Origin of the sequence: Lentilactobacillus farraginis DSM 18382 = JCM 14108 (genome assembly GCF_000583655.1) — a bacterium.
GTDB classification, from domain to species: domain Bacteria; phylum Bacillota; class Bacilli; order Lactobacillales; family Lactobacillaceae; genus Lentilactobacillus; species Lentilactobacillus farraginis.
Genome location: NZ_BAKI01000048.1, coordinates 1 through 17,435, shown reverse-complemented (window position 1 = coordinate 17,435; position 17,435 = coordinate 1). Strand labels below are relative to the sequence as shown.

Genomic DNA, 17,435 nt, shown 5'->3' with positions numbered 1-17,435 from the left:
CAATATATGTATTCCCCCCCAAAAAAATAATTATCCAAGGGGGATTTATCTCACATAAATCTCTCAATTAAATAAATAATCAACGGTACAATAATTCCCGTTGCCACTAAAGAAATTAATGCATAGTTTATGTGAGTTAAATTATCAATTCGATGTTCATTTTCAATGGACTTGGCCAAAGCTTTATCCGCTTTTTCATTTAAATCCGCTTGGTCGCTTAGCTGTTGCTTAATAGAAGAAATATCTTCTTTAATTCCAATTAACATCTCAGTCATGTTAATTTCGTCAGGAACTGCCGTCATTATTTACCACCAGCCTTTACCGCAAAGATAAACTTAACCTTGTCCTTATTAGCTGTATAGTACCCAGTTGGCGTAGAAAGTCGATAAATCTCACCATATTTAATTGGTGTAGCGTAAAATCGGCTCCCTTTAATCAGACGTGTATGACGTTTAGATTTGAATTGAACGTCGTTAAATTGGTGAATTACGCTTTGTGTTGCTTCGTATAGGCCTGGAGTCTGATAATATTCCGGTTTAGCAGGTTTAATAACTACCCCACTTCCGGACAGTGAACCATCAAAATCTAAACTAGCGTCAACCTTTAATCCATCATAGTTATCAGTATATTGCCAAGCATTCACATTATCAATTCCCGGTTGACTAACGCCATACGCTGCTACCCAAATATGTTTATCAATAAGTTCAGCTCGATCAATTCGCTTTTCAGCAAACCATGAACCGGATCCATAAGTAATAACGTTGGTAAAACCGTTGGCTTTTAACTCCTTTAAAAAGACATCTACTTCGGCTGTGGTCTTCCAAGGAAGGTCTTGTGCTTCCACATCTAGGGCCAAGACTGTGGATTTATCCAACCCAAAGCTTTTTACCCAAGCTAAGAAATACTTAGCTTCTGATGAACCATGACCATGAAAGAAATGATAAACACTAACACTACCAAATACTTTGAATCCGTTAGCCACTTGCTCTCTAGCTTTAGGGTTAATGTATCCAGTGCCTTCCGTCAATTTAACCACCGTGGCATCAATTCCGTGACTTTTTAGAGATTTCATGTAGGTCTCAGAACTGCCTTGGTAAACAGATAAATCAGCAACCTTTTTTGTCATTTTCGTCACTTCCTACTTTTGTTCAGATGATTGGGGTTCGTTAAATACTTCCGGATCGTCATCGACTGGAACGTCGGGTGTAACGTCATTTGTAGGCGCCGGAGTAACAGGTGCTTTGTGATTATCTCCCTTTAGAGTGTGTTTATAATACTGGTAAGCTTGTTCTGCTAATCCTTCAATTGTTTCTGCTTTAAAATTAAAGCCGGACTCCTTTAAGCCAGAATCAACAAATTGATTGACCACTTTTTTACGATCAGAATTACTTAAAGCTGGCATACTTGCCACCACAGGTACAAAAGCGTTCGCTAATTTCAAGCCTAATTCCATTCCTTGCTTAATATGAGTATTCTTTTCAGTTTTAATTTTAGCTTCAATCAGTGGTTTAACCAATTTATAGGTTGCTGGAATAACTGCAATTAAAAAAGCAACCAATCCGGTTGCCTTCAAAGAATTAAAAACATCTAAAATATAAGTAAACATAAAAAAGCCTCCTGATTTTTTGGGTAAAATAAGAGCACTTATCAAAAATTAGATAAGTGCTCTTAAATGTAAATAAAGTTAGTAAAAGTATAAGGGCAAAAGGTCAAATTTGTAGCCCTCTAATTTTATTATAATACTTTTCATAAATAAAAGCACCTATCCAACAGACAGGTGCCAATTCATATATGGGGGTATATGAATAAGAAATATGAACACAACTCGGAAGATATATTCTGAGGGGAATATATTCTTTAAAGTATGGATAGTAGCTTTTGGGGGCGCTACTATCCACAAAAAATATTATAGCATTTTTTCACAAAGGTTCAAGCTCCTTTCTATCGATATTAGTTGTGGAACTTACTGGCTAAAACGTAATATATAAACGCTGTTTACAGTTTCCTTTATAAATTTAGCGGAATCGCTGCATTAATAAAGCCACCCGCCATTGATGCCCCGTATGTGACATTTAAATCATATGGATTAGTAACACAAGTAATTTTCCCATCGCTTGTTAAACTGATCATAAACATTGATGCTTGTTGTGCTAATGCTTGTAGAATACCAATTGGAAACTTATTTGTGCTTGGAAAACTAATTTTGGAAGTAATATCAGAGGAAAGTTGAAATAATGTTGTACTATTATGAGAGCTATTTCCGCCATTGCCTAACATAATATACTGCCCTGTAAGATAAAGCGTACTATTATATATACGATATTGTAAATTGGTTGTACTTGGTTCCCAGTCGCTATTTTCAGTTTGACTACTATCAACATTTAAGCTTGTCCAATTTGTATTAGTATTTAATGGACTTACAGCTGTATTAATTGTATTGTTTACATCAGTTGTAGTTGCCGCGTCAATTCCAGACTTTTGAAGTTTTCCTGTAAAATTGGCATCCTTAGTGGTGTCCGCCAAAGTATCAGGAACTGCTGGTACACTGTCTTTAGTAATGTACGGATGACCAGTTGTCTTGTCAATTGGCGCAGTATCAAAGGTGTTCTTACCCGTAAACTCTTGATCTGAACCCGTTCGTGCTAGGTCAGACGGAAAACTACTTGCTAGTAGTAACGGATTATTTTTGACCGTTGGAACGGTATCAAAGTTGTTAGCACCAGATAGGTGAGCGACTTTGGAATCGTCAGCAGGTGTGATAGTTAGCTTATCTTGTTTGGCGTTAACCTCTTCAATTCCGGCTACATCGTTGGCTGGTTTACGCATATCTGAAACGTTAACCTTATCTTCTGGCGCTGGCGTCCAATCGGTAGCTACCGAACCTTGTTCAAATTTAAGCCCTGCAAATTGCACATATCCATCAGTTAAATTAGTACAATTTTCAAACCTTAATTTACCAATAGTATTAGTTGGGAATGAAGCAATATTAATAATCACAGAAATTCTTGTCCATCCAGAATTAGGCGGTAATGTTTTAGAAAATCCATACTTATTGTATACAATTCCTGAAGGATTTCCCGTATTTGCATCATTTTCAAACATACCAATGTTAGCAGAGGTTGTAGGAGAAGTATTTCTTACATACTCACTCATGACATAGTTTGTGTTAGCTTTAAGCTTTGGAGCTAGATAAGACCAAAATATTCTTTCTCCACCATAATGAGCATTTGTTTGATAAATGTTTAATCCCAAATAAGTGTCAGATATATTGGATGTTTCATCAAGACAAACTTTCCAATCATTTAATTGAGCTGTATTAATTAACAGGTTACGTCCACCAATAGTATCTGATAACTTATTGAATGGCTGTACCTTAACCCCATTAAGTTGTTCAGTTCCATCTTTGTTATCAGTAACTTTAGTACTCAATCCATTGTTTAAATCAGTAACAGTAACGTACTTACTTAAATCTGGACTTACACTTCCACAATTTTTCCATGTTCCGGCATCCCAAACATATAAATCAGTACCAACAAAATAACAATAACCTTCTTGATTTCCAGTCGTTGGAAGTTGTGAAGCATCATTGACTGTACCTTTAACAACTAATCCAGCACCAACAGGACCTTGTGGACCAATTGGTCCAGTAGCACCCGTTGCACCAGTATCACCTTTATCACCCTTTTGTGAAACAAGGTAAAAGTCTTTTGTTGTGTCATCAGTGTAGTTTAAAGTAGCTTTCATCCACAAATAGGGATTTGTAGTCGTTGTAGCAACGATGTTATTTGACCAAGTTCCTGTTGGAGCAGTAGTTGCACTATTTGAAATTTGATATTGAATTGTAGTTGAAGAAACACCTGTGCCAGTATTTCCTTGAATACCTTGATCACCTTTAGGTCCTTGTAATGGTCCGCAATCTTTCCAAGCACCGTTCACCCAAACATATAATTCTTCACCAACTAAATAGCCATCACCTTCATTTGCTGTTGAGGGTAAATTCGAAACTGATGAAACTTTGTCTTTGATTTCAAGACCAGTACCAGTATCACCTTTGTCACCTTTATCACCCTTTTGAACATTATGAACTGCATTCTCCATTTGGCTACTTAGATCATCAAATTGTTGCTTAAAATCATTTAAAGTAATAACTGGGATCACTTCACCAGTATCACTCATGAGGTTCTCTTCAATTGAAAATCCTAACGTTCCATCGCTTGGAAAGATAGCCTGCGTACCATCATTCATAGTAACCCAAACTTCAATATCATAATCATCCGGAACCAATGTGTTCATAATATCCTGATTAATTGGAAAGCTTAGTGTTCCACCAAGCGGACTAGTTACAGTGGTTAAATCAATAGTTTGTTGCATGATATAGCCATCATCGTTAGCTATTTTTACCAAAATTGACTTAGCATTAGTTAAATCAAAGGCTACCCCGTCGGCCGTGAGTGCCAGATTAAAAGCAGTGGTTGTATCTAAATATTTAACCACATCATTATCATCCGTGAATGCGAGCTCCTTACTCATTAGTTTTCGCCTTCTTTCTAAGCTGATTATTTTCAATTTTTAATAACGCAATTTGTTGATTTTTTGCTGCCATATCTTGACTGTACTCATTAACTAATTGGTTAATTAAATCTTGTGCGTTAATATCATTCATCAGATCACCTTACATCTTCAATTTCTTTTCAATCTTATTAATTTCATCAAGTAAATTAGTTCCATGTGAAATGACATCACCAGCATGAAGATCAATTGTCGTACCAGCCTCATTGTGGAAATAAATATCAGTTCCTGAAACTGATGAAATATAACCTCCAGGACCACATTTAATTCCTTCCGCTAAATACGTCCATGCATTTGCACTACCAATATGAGTATTGTTGCCGCCATATGCTTGAAAAGTTTGTCCTTCAATAACTGAAGCCCCAACATTAATTGAATCAACATCCAAGCCACCACGGATTTTAGTGTACCCATTACTATTTCCAGATACGAATTGAAGATAACTCCCATTACTAATGGCGCAGAATCCACCTTGGTCTAATGTAATCTTTCCATTACTACTATTCTCTTCGATTGAAGCTCCTGTAATTGTTGAAGTTGCATCAATCTTGGCAGCTTTAATGATTGATGAATCAATTTCTACCGAATTCAAATATCCGGCTTCAATAGTTCCCAAATCAGCAGTTAATGCTGAAAGCTGTCCAACCGATAGGACAGTTTGAGACATTTTAGTCTTAACCCAGTCCGAACCATCGTAGGTATACATTTCACTAGTCATATGGTTACTGTCTTGAACATACCAAATATCACCTTCATCATGACTTTTACCATCATCAAAAGGTTCTTGCGATGAAACGGTAATTTTTCCATCGAGCGAAGTTTTTACTTTACCCGCTTCATCAGCCGCAGAATTTGCAGCATTTTTTGCATCGTCAGAGGCTTGTTGAGCAAGCTTAGCATTTTCATCAATATTCAATGTTCCCGTTGCAATAATCAATTGCTATCACCATCCTCAATTTTGGTTCCTTCACCAGTTGATTCATCCCCATCTTCATCACTATCAGAACTATCATCTGAATCATCAGCATTATCATTTCCGGTAATTACTGGTTGTTCAGTCTCATCATTCTCGCCTTCATCTTGTTCAGGATATTCAACAACTAAATCTTTAGAATCATCACGGATTCCAAGTGGAGCTGTATATAGGGCACTATGAGCAATAGAGACAGTATGTGCAGCATCCCTATATTCAGAAACGTTAAAGCCAACAATTAACCTAGAATTATTAACATCTTCATATATGCCCTCCGGCTCCAAATGACCGCCATTTTCCAACGGCACTGTTAACTTAATATCCTGCATTGGTTCCACCACATAATCAAATACCATTGACTGTGTAATTAAGTTAATACACATAACATGTTTGTCATCAGCATTGTTAGCATCACCCGCCGTAAAAAAAGCAAATGGATAACTAATCCCATTCGCTTGAAGAGTATTATAAGTGCCATTATTAATGGTTCCAGCTGGTAATGGTTTCCAGCCAAAGTCTTGCAGATTAAATTCAATAATAGGAGTAAAGTTTCCAGCTTGTAAATCGCTAATTTGACAAACATATACTTTCCCACTTGTCGTACTTCCTAGCCACAGATTGTTCTTCAAATCAACGTTAACTCGAAAATATTGTTTTACTTGGCACCACTTGGTTATATTACTAGCACTTGTATTGGCTTGATATGCCATTGTTACCAAATAATATTTCCCATCAATTGGATCTTTTATTTCTGTATAAATTGTGTTGGAACCTTCATCATAGCCAAACGATCCGCAATGGCCACCTCCAGTTACAAACATCATGCTTTGTAATGTTCCATCAGCGTTCCATTTAATAAATTCACAATCTGAATGGTTTTTGTCTTTAGAATAGTGATAACTAGACAACACCGAACCATCACTCAATAAATATGAAAATTGTAAGGCCCCAATATGCTGATCACCATTAAAATCTTTATTGGCAGCGTCCTTAGTTTCCCAAAGCTTCTGCCAAGATCCATCAACTGAATTACTGGTATCAATCCACATTTCAGCTTGATCTTTGACGTAAGCATCATCAATTGTTACAAGTAAAGTACCTACAAATGGTGGTTCAATAGTAACCTGATAACCATCTTTTGCATGGTCAGCTTCCCACCCAATATCACGGGTACCGTCCATATTAATTTTTTGCCAATTAAACGCTTGTGGTGACAGATAAGAAGTCACGTTTTCACCTTCAATAAACAATCTCGCAATCACCCGTTTGGAAGTATCCGTGTTATACCAAGTTGAACCTAATGGCGTAATCAAGCTGACTGTGGCCGCATTGGCATTTTCTCGGGCTTCTTCAAATAATTTTTTAACATGGTCATTCCAACGCTGTTCCATATTACGGATAAACGCCGGCGTAATTACTTTAACTGTGCTAAACTCTCCCAAGACGACTTTATTTTGACTTGGATCACTCTCTGAAGTGGTTTGCTGAATGACTCGCGCTTCCGTTGTCAAAATTGGGTTCATGGATAAATCAATCACCTTAATAGTATCGCCCAAGTTAGCTTGAAAATCTTGAGTAACCTCCACAGCGTAGTTGATTCGTGGATGATTGTACAATCTTAATTCCCGCAATCCCCAATCAAGTAATGCTTTAGGTTCAGTAATAGTGTCACTAGTAATCGTTCCTTCCAGCCAGGTGTTCTGATCAGTGTTATAAAGAGAATTTGCTGAAACGTCAGTAATATAATTCTTGCCGTTGTTAACCGAGGCAATTGAAGCATTATTTGCGCCCACAATGTAAAGCTTGGTTACTAAATTAGTATCAACTGTTTCTCGTTGGACAGACAACATGTTTTGCCCATAGGTAATTGACTTACCTTCATCTTCTCCCAATTGATCAGCTAATTCTAAAATCAGGTCAGTCACAATACCATTAGTGTCAATATGGCAATAAGCATCAGCTTCCGCATCGTAAGTTGATAGAACCGTCTGCAAGGCAGATTGACTAGAAGCCGTACCATCAAAGTTAATATCAGCAAACAAGCCCGAAGAACAATTATTTTGTAAATCCCAACCAGTATCAGCCATAATCCACTGCATGGCTTGATCTAATTTACAATCTTTAATTTCTTTTTGGGGTGGAATGGTCTTATTTAATTTATAGATTGCTAGGTTAATAGCATCAACCGTTACTAAGTGAGCCCCACTAGTGGCATCAATAGTTTCATCAACCTGATAAATTCGATAAATACGCCAATGATTATGCACATCATCATACACAGCGACACTATTACCAACCGTTAAGTATTGAGCCGCAGGGGCACTTTGCAACATGGTTAGTCCTGTTAATGTATCATTCCAACTTTTGGAGTTAGCATTCGGATCCGTACTATTAAAAGTGCTAACGCCAGTAATGCCATCATCCGAGTTACTGTTATCATCGGCAATTTGGCGTTCAACTACTTCACCCCAAAACGGGTTGGCGTCTGAATTAGTTGATAACGTAGCAACTCGCTTTAAATTTTTATCCAGGATAATATACAAATCTCTAGCCTCCTTAATGTATGTATGAAAAAAGTAGTCGCTTTCGTGACTACTTAATTGCTGGTCGATATTCAATTGTTACATCAGCATTTTTGGGATCCGGGAAAAAGTGTAGAGTTTGTGGAACCCCACCGGTTAATTTAGGGAAGGTCGATAACCATGAAACGTATTTATCGGCCGGTTTTCCATCAATAGTAACTTTATTGTTGGCCGTATCAATAATAATTTCTTGACCAGCCTTGGCAATAATATGTGGCGTATCATCTGGATCAGTAGAGCCATCACTGCGCCATTCTTCATAATTGGTTAAAGCTTCATAATCTGACTTATACGCCACCACTGGATTAACTAAGTCCTCTTTAATATCATGCTTACCAAAGAAAACGCCTAAGTTGGCTAAAGCAAAACCAAACTTACCGGATTTATCCAACTTTTCCTTATGCATGTGAGTTTTACTTGTATTGTTAACACTATATGGCTCACCGGTTTTAGGATCCCACTGGTTAATTTCTGCTACCCAGTTGTCGTAAACATTCCCCGAACTATCCGATTTTTTCTGTCGTTCAAGAATAAATTCACCATAAAAATTCGAGTAGGCATCCTTATTCATATACGAGGTTTCAGTTACATATTCTTTTTCCTTTTTCTTCTTTGTTGTAGCTTTGGGAGCTGATGTTTTTTTGCCCCCTTTACTACTACTCTTCTTGCCACCCTTTTTAGATTTCACAACTCGTTTCTTTTTAGTCTTAGTCTTCTTACGAGTTTTTCGTTTCTTCCGCGCAAAGAATTGTAGATTCATTTATATCACTTCTTCTTTTTAGTCGTCTTCTTAACGGTGACTGTTTTGGTGTAGGCAACTTTAACATGTTTGGTAGCCTCATTTTGTTTCTGCTGACCATTACCTTCATCAAACAGCAATGTCAAATAACTATCAGAGTTACTACTATCAAAATTATTGCCTAATTGAATAAACGCCCGTGGATAACGGCCCATTGAGTAATCTTCAATCCCCATCCGGCCACAAACATTACCATTATTATCCAATAAATAAGCTTCAATCTTTCCCATTGCCCGCTCATTTTTCATTCGTTTAACATGATGCAAACGCACCGAAACTTTCCAATAAGGAGTTATCTTAGGTAAGCCATTATGCATAACTGCGGGGCCGTAAAAGTTCTTGTGTTTACCACGAGTGCCCCATTCATAATGGTCATCTTTATCTTTAGCCACCATAATTGAAGTACCGGTGGCCGCTGAGCTTCCATCTATCTCGCCCTTATAAATTGGAAAGGCTTGCGTATTTTCACTACATTGAATCCACGTAGCTAATGAGTTACATGGATCGTCAACCTGTTGAGTTTGGGATTGTCCCATGACTGTGACGTTGCCATCACTATCCGTAGTCGTATCACCGTCATCAACGTTATATCCAACCGCTACATAGTCATCATTTGTTTCATAACCCACATAATAAAGATCAGTTTTCGGAATAATATGAATAATTGGATCAACTTCCGTATTTCCTTCAGGAATAATTTGCTGATCATTGTCTGTAATTTTTATTTCCTTTTGTGGTAAAAATCCGCGTGGATCCGCCAGCATGAAGACTAACGTGGTTTGAAAGTCCTGAACACCTTCATTAATAAATGTCGGTGTTGGAATACTTGTAAAGTGTCCATAATAAGTTACATCTGGATCATCATTAAACCTCAGCGGATATTCAGTATCAGCATCACTGCTGGTATTGACTAAAACATTAGTTAATGTTTTAATTCGTTCGTTATATTCATCGCGGGTGGTACAGAAACAGGTAATCGGAATGTCAAATTCTTTTTCACCATAGTCTGTTCCCAAGTACACACCACCATAACGTTTAGGGACGTCTTGAAATGACTCAGTAATATTGGGGGCTAACGGTTTCGATACATGATTTAGAAATATGCCCAAATCGTCTTCTGAATTAAAACCACCGTTCCCATCTTCATCAAAGGCAAAATCAAATGTGTTTACATCATAATTATCGTTATTAGCCAAAGGTTACACCTCTTCCCCAATTATTCTTAGCAGTTGTCCGTTTGTTATGTTTATTGACTGCCTGGACAACTTGCTTGTCAGTCACTACTGCCGGAATCGGATTGTTTTGGCCATCGACCAATTGACTCATAAGTTTAATCATTGTATCAAACTTAGCTTCAAGTCTTTTGACAGCCTGAACATCTGAATTGCTTGATTGGTTGGTATGCTGATCTGTCTGTTTAAAATGAGCCATAGTATCGGCTAACAATTCATAGGCTCGTCCTCGTTTATTAATATCCCATGGAATGATGGTTTCCGGTTTATTACGTTCGGCTACTTTAATTAACTGTTCTTGATCAACCAAGCCACCATTCGCATATCCTAAATAATTAGCAACTTTCTTCGCACCGTTAACGTGTTGCCCCGTATAGCCACCACGTTCCCAATCTTCAGAAAATTGACTGGCTAACGAAGCAATCGAACCATGACCCTCAAGGATTCGTTTAAATACAGAAGAATCAGAACTGTCATCGCTTAACGCAAACTTTAATTGGGTAGCTGCATTGCGCCAGTTTTCACCATGACGATGAGCATATGATTTCAAATGATTCAGTCTACCACCTAACCACTGCCCAAGCCCAGAAGCTCCACCAGATGAATTTCTTGCGTTAGGATTTAATCCTGACTCAAATTCCCAATTACCAAGAATTGCAGCAATTCCTGCTTTAGTTGCGCGTGGATCCAGCTTTTTCAATGCTTTAGCTAAGGTTTTAGCTCTAGCTGCCACATCGCCACTTAATCCAAAGCTGCTTAAACTACCAAACAATTTTTGCCATAATGGTTTTAAATTTTTCGATACCCAACTCCAAACCCCGGAATGCTTTAATTGAGATTTTACTAGTGTTTGTAACCCAGAACTTTGTTTATGAGATTTAGTTGACTTTTTAACTTTGTCAATCAACCCAGGCACTCTTCGAATCCCAACAAAATCACCGAAGCCCTTGATGGTAGAATATTTAATCCCGTCCTTTGGATTTTCAGCACTGAACATATGCCCAGAACCACTATTATCGACCACAATACCAACGTGTTGACTTCCTCCACGACCGAAGAATGCTAAATCACCAGTCTTAGCATTCTTCCAAGATACAGGCTTAGAAAAGTTGTATTCAGGGACAGTAGTCGAGCCACCTGGAACTGTAATTCCCATGTGCTTCAAAGTCTCATAAACTAAGCCAGAACAATCATAATAATTCGGTCCTAAGCGGACATTAGAGCCTTCAGAATATCGGTGATGGGCACGATTTGCCAATTTCTTAGCTTCATTCAAAAATGCTGAATTAGTCTGACCGCCACCTTCGGAAACCATGCCATGTAACATATTCCAGGCCGTATCCCACCAAACCGAACCCTGTTGCTTGTCGCGTTTGCCAAACATATTGGCAAAGTTCTCTCCAACAGTTCCCTTTATATCGCCAAAGTTAGGTTGAAAAACTTGTTTGAAAGTTGCATCAGAATGCTTAGCAATATGTGATAGTGCCGACAGCTTCTGCTTTAAAGAACCCCAAATACCTTTAAAGAATTTCCCGATACCACCAAACAAACCAGTTCCTGACGCAAAGTGCTGCATGCCATTTAAAGCCATTAACATCTTAGACTCTGTCGCATTTAAAACGCCGGAACCAGCTTCTAGGAACCGGTGAGTATCTTTACCTTCAACTGGTTCTAATTGCCCATCTGCGTGGACAATGATTTCTTTATTATGTGTTTCTGGTGAATCGTGACCATCATTAAGCTTAGCCAAAACCGGTTGGGTTAATAAACCATTTTTCAACAATCCGGTACCTGTTGCCCACGCTACTGTTGGTATCGGATCTAAAGTTTGTGAACCCCCGTATTGTTTAAAAACTTTGTTCTGGGCTGAAATGGCATTTTTATTCATCCCGTTGACTAATTTGCCAATCCAATTACCAACTGACTTCCAAATTCCATGCCAAGAAAGACTGTAATTATCTTTAGTTTTGGAATTGTTTTTCTTAATATTCTCATACTGAGAAACAGCCTGAGCCGTTACTTTACGATTTTGATTATGTGCATAATCGTAAACCTTATCAGACTGCTGTTTGGCTTTAGTGATTGAATCGTTCTTTTGCTTAGCGGCGTGATTAATTACACCAATTCTCTGTTTACGAGCTTCTTCAATAATCTTTTGGCGTTGAGCTTTGGCAGCTGAACTATTTCCCTTATACTCTTCGTCTGCTGCTTTAACTGTATTTTTATATTTCTTCCAAGCCGCTTTATAAACACTATGATATTCATCGTTAGCTTTTTTGCTGACAGACTTTTGTTCTTCATCAGCGTTTGCCACCAATTTAATCATTTTTTCTTTAGAATACTTTTTACCCTTTTCAGTAAGAGTTTTGTAATCTTTTGCAATCTTGTTAGTAGACAATTTAATCTGACCAGCTAAGGTTGTATGCAGTTTGGCTTCTTTAGCAGTCACTTGAGTAGCAAATTTAAGATGTTGTTTCTCAAGTGCTTCTTTCTTTTCCTTCTGCATTTTTTCAACTTGAACGGATCCTTTACCGTATTTATTCTCAGCTTTTAGAATCTTTTTATTCCACGATTCGGTTAATCGTTGCCGTGATTGCGCATAATATTTGGCAATTGCCTGCTGATCCTTTTGACTCATCAGAGTTAATCGGTTGGCTTTAGATCCTTCACCCTTAATAATTTGTAGGCGTTTTTCGTACTCTTTTTTAGTAATGTCCCCGTTTTTATAAAGTAATTGTAAGTTCTTCTTGTCCTGAGCTTCACGGTTTTTATAATAGCTTGTCGCTTCATCAGAAAGTTTCTTGAAAGAAGACTTAGTAGATAATTTAGGTGTATGGATTTTTTGTGCTGAAAGTCCTTTTTGAATAGCTTTACCAAACTTACGACCAACACCTTCGCCAACCAAGCCACCCAAACCAGCGCCAACAGCTGTGCCAATTCCAGGAAAAATAGCTGTCCCGATTGCTGCACCTACTGCAGTACCACCTAATGAACCGGTAGCAGCGCCAATGTGTGAACCGGCACTCTTCTTTTTCATGCCAATTAAATCAGTTGCCGAATTTAAGACATCTAAGACACCGACAGAACCAGCCGCAACCTTGCCAAATTTACTAACGCCTTTAAACTTACCAGCTAATTTAGCTAATCGGCCAACTTTTCCGGAGTCTTCGGCAACTTTACTTGTATCATCTATATCGTGGATGGCCGTTTTGCCATCTTTTTCGGCACCTTCGGCAACCTTACCTTCGCCACCAGAGTTATCAGCAATATCATCAATTGCACTGGTACCATTTCCGGCATCCACATTGGCTTCTTTAGCCTTAGTGTTACGTTCGATGGCTAGTGTCTGATCATCATATGCTGATGTCAATCGGTTCACCTTTAGCTTTTGACCGCCAAAGACAGAGGTAATATCACTAAATATTTTGAAATATTTATAAACTTTACCAACTGCCCAAATTGCAGCTAATGCTTCACCGAAATGTTTGACACCTTCATAATGCTTAACAGCAAAAATACCAATATTGGCAATTCCTCCTGCAACATGTGCAGTTAAAGTAGCCGTTTTACCAATATCTTTCTGAAATCCTTTTTCACCAAAAAGCTTGGTCATTTGATTAGCCGCTTTTGTCATGTAGGGCAGTAACTTAGACCCAAACATAATTGATAATTGATCCCAGGCTTGCTTGAATCGCTTCTGGGACATTTGGGCAGTTTGTGCATTCTTGTTAGCTAATCTTTGAACGTAAGTCCCAGCTTTGCTTGCTTTAGAAACATTGTTGGTTAAATCAGCCAACTGACCATTATATCTAGCTAAGATTTGAGCTGCTTGCATACCAGTTTGGCCAAAAATCGTTTTAAATATGCGTGCTGTATCAGCTCCACCAAGTTTTTTAGTATGTTCTTCGATAATTTTAAAAATTGCAGGCAATGTTTTGAAATTACCATTGGCAGTCTGGAATATTTTAGTTGATTTAATCCCAATGTCATTCAAAGCACCCATAGCTGAATTAGTTGGTGCTGCTAAACTAGTAATAATTTTTCGTAGACCCGTTCCGGCTTTATCAGCTTCCAAGCCGTGGTTACTTAATTCACCTAAAGCAGCAGAAGTTTGCTCAATACTAAACCCCGCATTATTAGCTGAATCGCCTACATATTCCATACCTTTACCTAGACTGTGGAAGTCAGTGGCAGTCATATCAGCAGAATAGGCCAATGCATTAACTACACGTTTAGTGTTGTGCATCATTTTTGCCGTATTATTGGTTTTCATGCCAAATGCTTCGATCGCCTGGCTTGATACTTTAACCACATCTTTAAAGTCATCACCAGAAGCCACACTGGCTTGTAGTTCAGTTTTCATAACCGCTAATGATTCAGCACCTGTATGACCACGCTTGATTAAATCCTGGTATTGATCAGCAATTTCTTTTTGACTAACCCCATATTTGAGAGCGTACTTAGTCCCATCTTTTTGCATTTCGGTGACGGTCTTAATGGCAGTTTTAGTCTTATCACCACCCGTAACTAACAAGTTCCGGTTTACTTTATAAACATTTTGAAGTTCAGTTGCTTTTTTAGCGCCAGAAAATGCAGCTGCTCCCAATGTCCCCATCGCTACGCTAGCACCTAGTAAACTCCCTTTAATTGATCCAAACGCATTTTTAACCTTACCTTTAGCAATGTTGGCTTTATCGCCCATTCGAGCCATGGCATCACTCATGTGACCGACTTGTAAGTCGTATTTAACCACATCTGAACGAACGTTAGCTAGTGAAGCAGCTGTTTTGTTGACTCGCACTTTCTGGGTGTTAAAAGCTTCATTGGCAATGTCCAAGCTACCTTTTAATTGATTGAGTTTTTCCTTTTCTTGGGCATACTCATCTGCATTCTTGTGGGTATCATTGGCAAGTTCATGAACAACATTTCGTTGCTTTTCATAAGCTAACTGGGCTTGTCTATAAGTCTGTGAATTTTTATTAAGTTCATCATTTTGCAATTTATACTGATCGGATAAACTACTCAGGCCTTCTTTAAGTCCCTTGAGCTTTACTTGACCCGCTTGGTTAATCTTTCCCTGAGCCTTTAAGGCATCTACATAAGAATTGGTTACTTGATTAAGGCTATGATAGTTACGCTGCAATCCAGATAGTCCTGAATTAAGGTATTCAAATTGCTTTTCCGCTTTAGACTGTTGATCATTTAAACCAGCAATCTTCTCTTGTGCTTTAGCAATCTGATTAGCATATTTGGCATATTTTTCTGAACCTTGGTTGGTCGTTTGATCGAGGCCTGACTGTCGACGCTTCAACTCATCAATTTTTAAGTTATAACCTTTAATTTCTTCTGATATTCCTTGATACCTAGTTTTTAAAGCATCTAGCTTATCTCCAGAAGATTTTAAGGCCACCTCCTGAGAACGCCATGCATTGGTAGTAGCTTTAATGTAATTGGTTAAAGTCTTTAATGACCGTGCTGGTTGTACTGCATCCAAGCGAATTGAAGTACTCATTACATCATTAATAGTAGCCATTAGTCAGTCCCCTTTCGTTTATTTAATAACTCGACAACCGGATCTGTTACTTGTTTCTTCTTATCCTTAGCATTTAAGACTGCCATAAATTCAAAGTAATCTTGTCGGTTTAACTCATCTGGTAAGATTCCTTGCTTCATCATTTGTTGTTTAAAAAAAAGCATATCTTGTTGGGATATGCTTAAATCATTGATTAATTTAGCTAATCTTAATTGTTTTTCTTTTGGGTCAGCTGATTCCTCACTTTGCTGTTTGGTGACAGTCTCCCAGTCTTCATCACTCATACCTTGAAACCGGAATAATACATAGGCCATGAAATTTTGAAAGTCGGTGAAGTCCAAAGTTGATTTAATCTTTTCAACTTCTTGATCAGTCAACTTAAAAATATCAATCATAAATTGCAATAATCCTTGAACCATTTTCTTTTGCGCTTCCAAAACTGCTAGTGGGTCATCATTAGTAAAATCAACTGCATCTGATTTCAACAATTGAATTTGTAAATTTTGGGCTTTCTCAACAACACCCACAGTGGTTTTAACTTCAGCTGACTTTTTACGTAAACCTAATTTTGTAATATTAATTTTCATGATCAAAGCTCCTTTATTTTATTTGATTATGTATGCGGGGAATATCCCCCGCCTTGATCTATTTTCCTGGTGTTGTACCGCCAGTTGTTGAACCAGTCGTGCTACTACCGGTAGTTGCTGAATAACCACCAAAGACTTCAGCCAGCATTTTGGCTTTATCAAAGCCAGCATCTTGAGACATCCAAATCTTGTACGGTTCTCCGTTGAAGATGGTATTGTCAGCCGGTGTTAATGCTTGGTAAGTTAACGCCGTATTGGCATCAGTTTCAGCATTATTATCCGTTGCATGAGAACTACCAGTTTCAATTAGTTGACCATTAGCAAAGCCTTCGTACATATCAATATTCGTGTATGAACGAAAATGTAACAACATTGCTACATGGGGCTTTGGCAATTGACGTGTCCAACCACCATTAGCCGCATCCTGAATATATCCTTTGAGTTTTTGCAACTCGTCAAAATCAATATCCAAGAATTCCAATGCGACCTGTGGTTGTGCCTGACCATTTGAAACTCGTTTTGCTTCATCATTAGCATAGGCGACAGTACCCTCGCTTCCAAGCCAGAAACTGTGGCCGTCGTAGCACCTTTAGCATCGCCATCAACTAAATAGATACCATTAGTTCCTACTCCTGCATCGCTAGTCAGTAATTTACCATTAGCATCAACTAAACCAAAGGTGACATCTTTAATACCATGTGTTGACATTTAAAATCCTTCTTTCTTCATTGTAATTGTCTTAGAAACTGAAAAAGTTGCCGTAATTTGATCGGTATCTGGATCCACAGTGTTAGGCTCATGTGAGCTAACCAGCCAATCCTGATTTTCCAAATTATTCATTAAAGTAACTTCTTCATTAAAAATATTTTCTTGTGTTTCTTTTTTCCAAAATATTTGAATTTGAATATTAGCTTGCATATTGCTAAATCGATCGTTCCGATATCCGCCCAACGGTTCAGTAATGGAAGTAACTAATACAATGGTCTGCTTTCCAGAAGTATCAGCACCAGGAGGAATGTTCATGGGATAAAGCTGATCAATCCAACCATAATGTAAAGACTGAACCAAATGATAAACAGTCATAACTGGTAACTCCATTAGTGACCCAACTCCTTCCATTTAATATATTCAGCTTTTAATATATCAGAACGAGCTTCCTC

General features: G+C 38.0%; 12 protein-coding genes and 1 pseudogene. All 13 read right to left on the bottom strand.

Going from position 1 to position 17,435, the window contains the following annotated elements; all coding sequences use genetic code 11:
* Positions 1–50: 50 nt before the first annotated feature.
* The 13 genes and pseudogenes from JCM14108_RS12010 to JCM14108_RS11955 all read right to left on the bottom strand — a co-directional run bounded on the left by JCM14108_RS12010 (position 51) and on the right by JCM14108_RS11955 (position 17,373).
* Complete coding sequence (locus tag JCM14108_RS12010; protein WP_035181114.1) at positions 51–302, bottom strand: hemolysin XhlA family protein; 252 nt, start codon at positions 300–302, stop codon at positions 51–53.
* The gene (locus tag JCM14108_RS12005; RefSeq protein WP_035181112.1) at positions 302–1,126 is read right to left on the bottom strand and encodes a GH25 family lysozyme; all 825 of its coding nucleotides are present in this window, start codon (positions 1,124–1,126) and stop codon (positions 302–304) included. The genes JCM14108_RS12010 and JCM14108_RS12005 overlap by 1 nt, the downstream gene beginning before the upstream one ends.
* A gap of 12 nt (positions 1,127–1,138) precedes the next feature.
* Complete coding sequence (locus JCM14108_RS12000; protein ID WP_035181110.1) at positions 1,139–1,606, bottom strand: hypothetical protein; 468 nt, start codon at positions 1,604–1,606, stop codon at positions 1,139–1,141.
* A 401-nt stretch (positions 1,607–2,007) separates the two neighbouring features.
* On the bottom strand, positions 2,008–4,530 hold the full coding sequence (locus tag JCM14108_RS15560) for a hypothetical protein (RefSeq protein ID WP_051996161.1): 2,523 nt from the start codon (positions 4,528–4,530) through the stop codon (positions 2,008–2,010).
* The gene (locus JCM14108_RS14860; protein ID WP_169790400.1) at positions 4,523–4,663 is read right to left on the bottom strand and encodes a hypothetical protein; all 141 of its coding nucleotides are present in this window, start codon (positions 4,661–4,663) and stop codon (positions 4,523–4,525) included. The genes JCM14108_RS15560 and JCM14108_RS14860 overlap by 8 nt, the downstream gene beginning before the upstream one ends.
* 9 nt (positions 4,664–4,672) lie before the next feature.
* Positions 4,673–5,506: a hypothetical protein gene (locus tag JCM14108_RS11990; protein ID WP_035181108.1), complete on the bottom strand. Its 834-nt coding sequence runs from the start codon at positions 5,504–5,506 to the stop codon at positions 4,673–4,675.
* Positions 5,503–8,085, bottom strand: coding sequence for a phage tail spike protein (locus JCM14108_RS11985; RefSeq protein WP_035181104.1), 2,583 nt, complete (start codon positions 8,083–8,085; stop codon positions 5,503–5,505). The genes JCM14108_RS11990 and JCM14108_RS11985 overlap by 4 nt, the downstream gene beginning before the upstream one ends.
* Positions 8,086–8,134: 49 nt before the next feature.
* Positions 8,135–8,884 (bottom strand): phage distal tail protein, encoded by a 750-nt coding sequence (locus JCM14108_RS11980; RefSeq protein WP_020282071.1) that lies wholly within the window; start codon positions 8,882–8,884, stop codon positions 8,135–8,137.
* Positions 8,885–8,889: 5 nt separating this feature from the next.
* Positions 8,890–10,119: a distal tail protein Dit gene (locus JCM14108_RS11975; protein ID WP_035181099.1), complete on the bottom strand. Its 1,230-nt coding sequence runs from the start codon at positions 10,117–10,119 to the stop codon at positions 8,890–8,892.
* Positions 10,112–15,688 carry a phage tail tape measure protein gene (locus tag JCM14108_RS11970; RefSeq protein ID WP_035181097.1) on the bottom strand — a complete coding sequence of 1,859 codons (5,577 nt, stop codon included), beginning with the start codon at positions 15,686–15,688 and terminating at the stop codon, positions 10,112–10,114. Before JCM14108_RS11970 ends, JCM14108_RS11975 begins: the two co-directional genes overlap by 8 nt.
* On the bottom strand, positions 15,688–16,275 hold the full coding sequence (locus tag JCM14108_RS15555; protein ID WP_237745822.1) for a phage tail assembly chaperone: 588 nt from the start codon (positions 16,273–16,275) through the stop codon (positions 15,688–15,690). Before JCM14108_RS15555 ends, JCM14108_RS11970 begins: the two co-directional genes overlap by 1 nt.
* Before the next feature lie 58 nt (positions 16,276–16,333).
* A pseudogene (locus JCM14108_RS11960) lies at positions 16,334–16,983 on the bottom strand (phage tail protein).
* The gene (locus tag JCM14108_RS11955) at positions 16,984–17,373 is read right to left on the bottom strand and encodes a DUF806 family protein (RefSeq protein ID WP_035181096.1); all 390 of its coding nucleotides are present in this window, start codon (positions 17,371–17,373) and stop codon (positions 16,984–16,986) included.
* Positions 17,374–17,435 lie beyond the last annotated feature (62 nt).

What these genes read in the sequence shown, in the direction of transcription:
- JCM14108_RS12010 (WP_035181114.1), bottom strand. Translation starts at nt 302, where the DNA reads ATGACGGCAGTTCCTGACGAAATTAACATGACTGAGATGTTAATTGGA.
- JCM14108_RS12005 (WP_035181112.1), bottom strand. Translation starts at nt 1,126, where the DNA reads ATGACAAAAAAGGTTGCTGATTTATCTGTTTACCAAGGCAGTTCTGAG.
- JCM14108_RS12000 (WP_035181110.1), bottom strand. Translation starts at nt 1,606, where the DNA reads ATGTTTACTTATATTTTAGATGTTTTTAATTCTTTGAAGGCAACCGGA.
- JCM14108_RS15560 (WP_051996161.1), bottom strand. Translation starts at nt 4,530, where the DNA reads ATGAGTAAGGAGCTCGCATTCACGGATGATAATGATGTGGTTAAATAT.
- JCM14108_RS14860 (WP_169790400.1), bottom strand. Translation starts at nt 4,663, where the DNA reads ATGAATGATATTAACGCACAAGATTTAATTAACCAATTAGTTAATGAG.
- JCM14108_RS11980 (WP_020282071.1), bottom strand. Translation starts at nt 8,884, where the DNA reads ATGAATCTACAATTCTTTGCGCGGAAGAAACGAAAAACTCGTAAGAAG.
- JCM14108_RS11970 (WP_035181097.1), bottom strand. Translation starts at nt 15,688, where the DNA reads ATGGCTACTATTAATGATGTAATGAGTACTTCAATTCGCTTGGATGCA.
- JCM14108_RS15555 (WP_237745822.1), bottom strand. Translation starts at nt 16,275, where the DNA reads ATGAAAATTAATATTACAAAATTAGGTTTACGTAAAAAGTCAGCTGAA.
- JCM14108_RS11955 (WP_035181096.1), bottom strand. Translation starts at nt 17,373, where the DNA reads ATGGAGTTACCAGTTATGACTGTTTATCATTTGGTTCAGTCTTTACAT.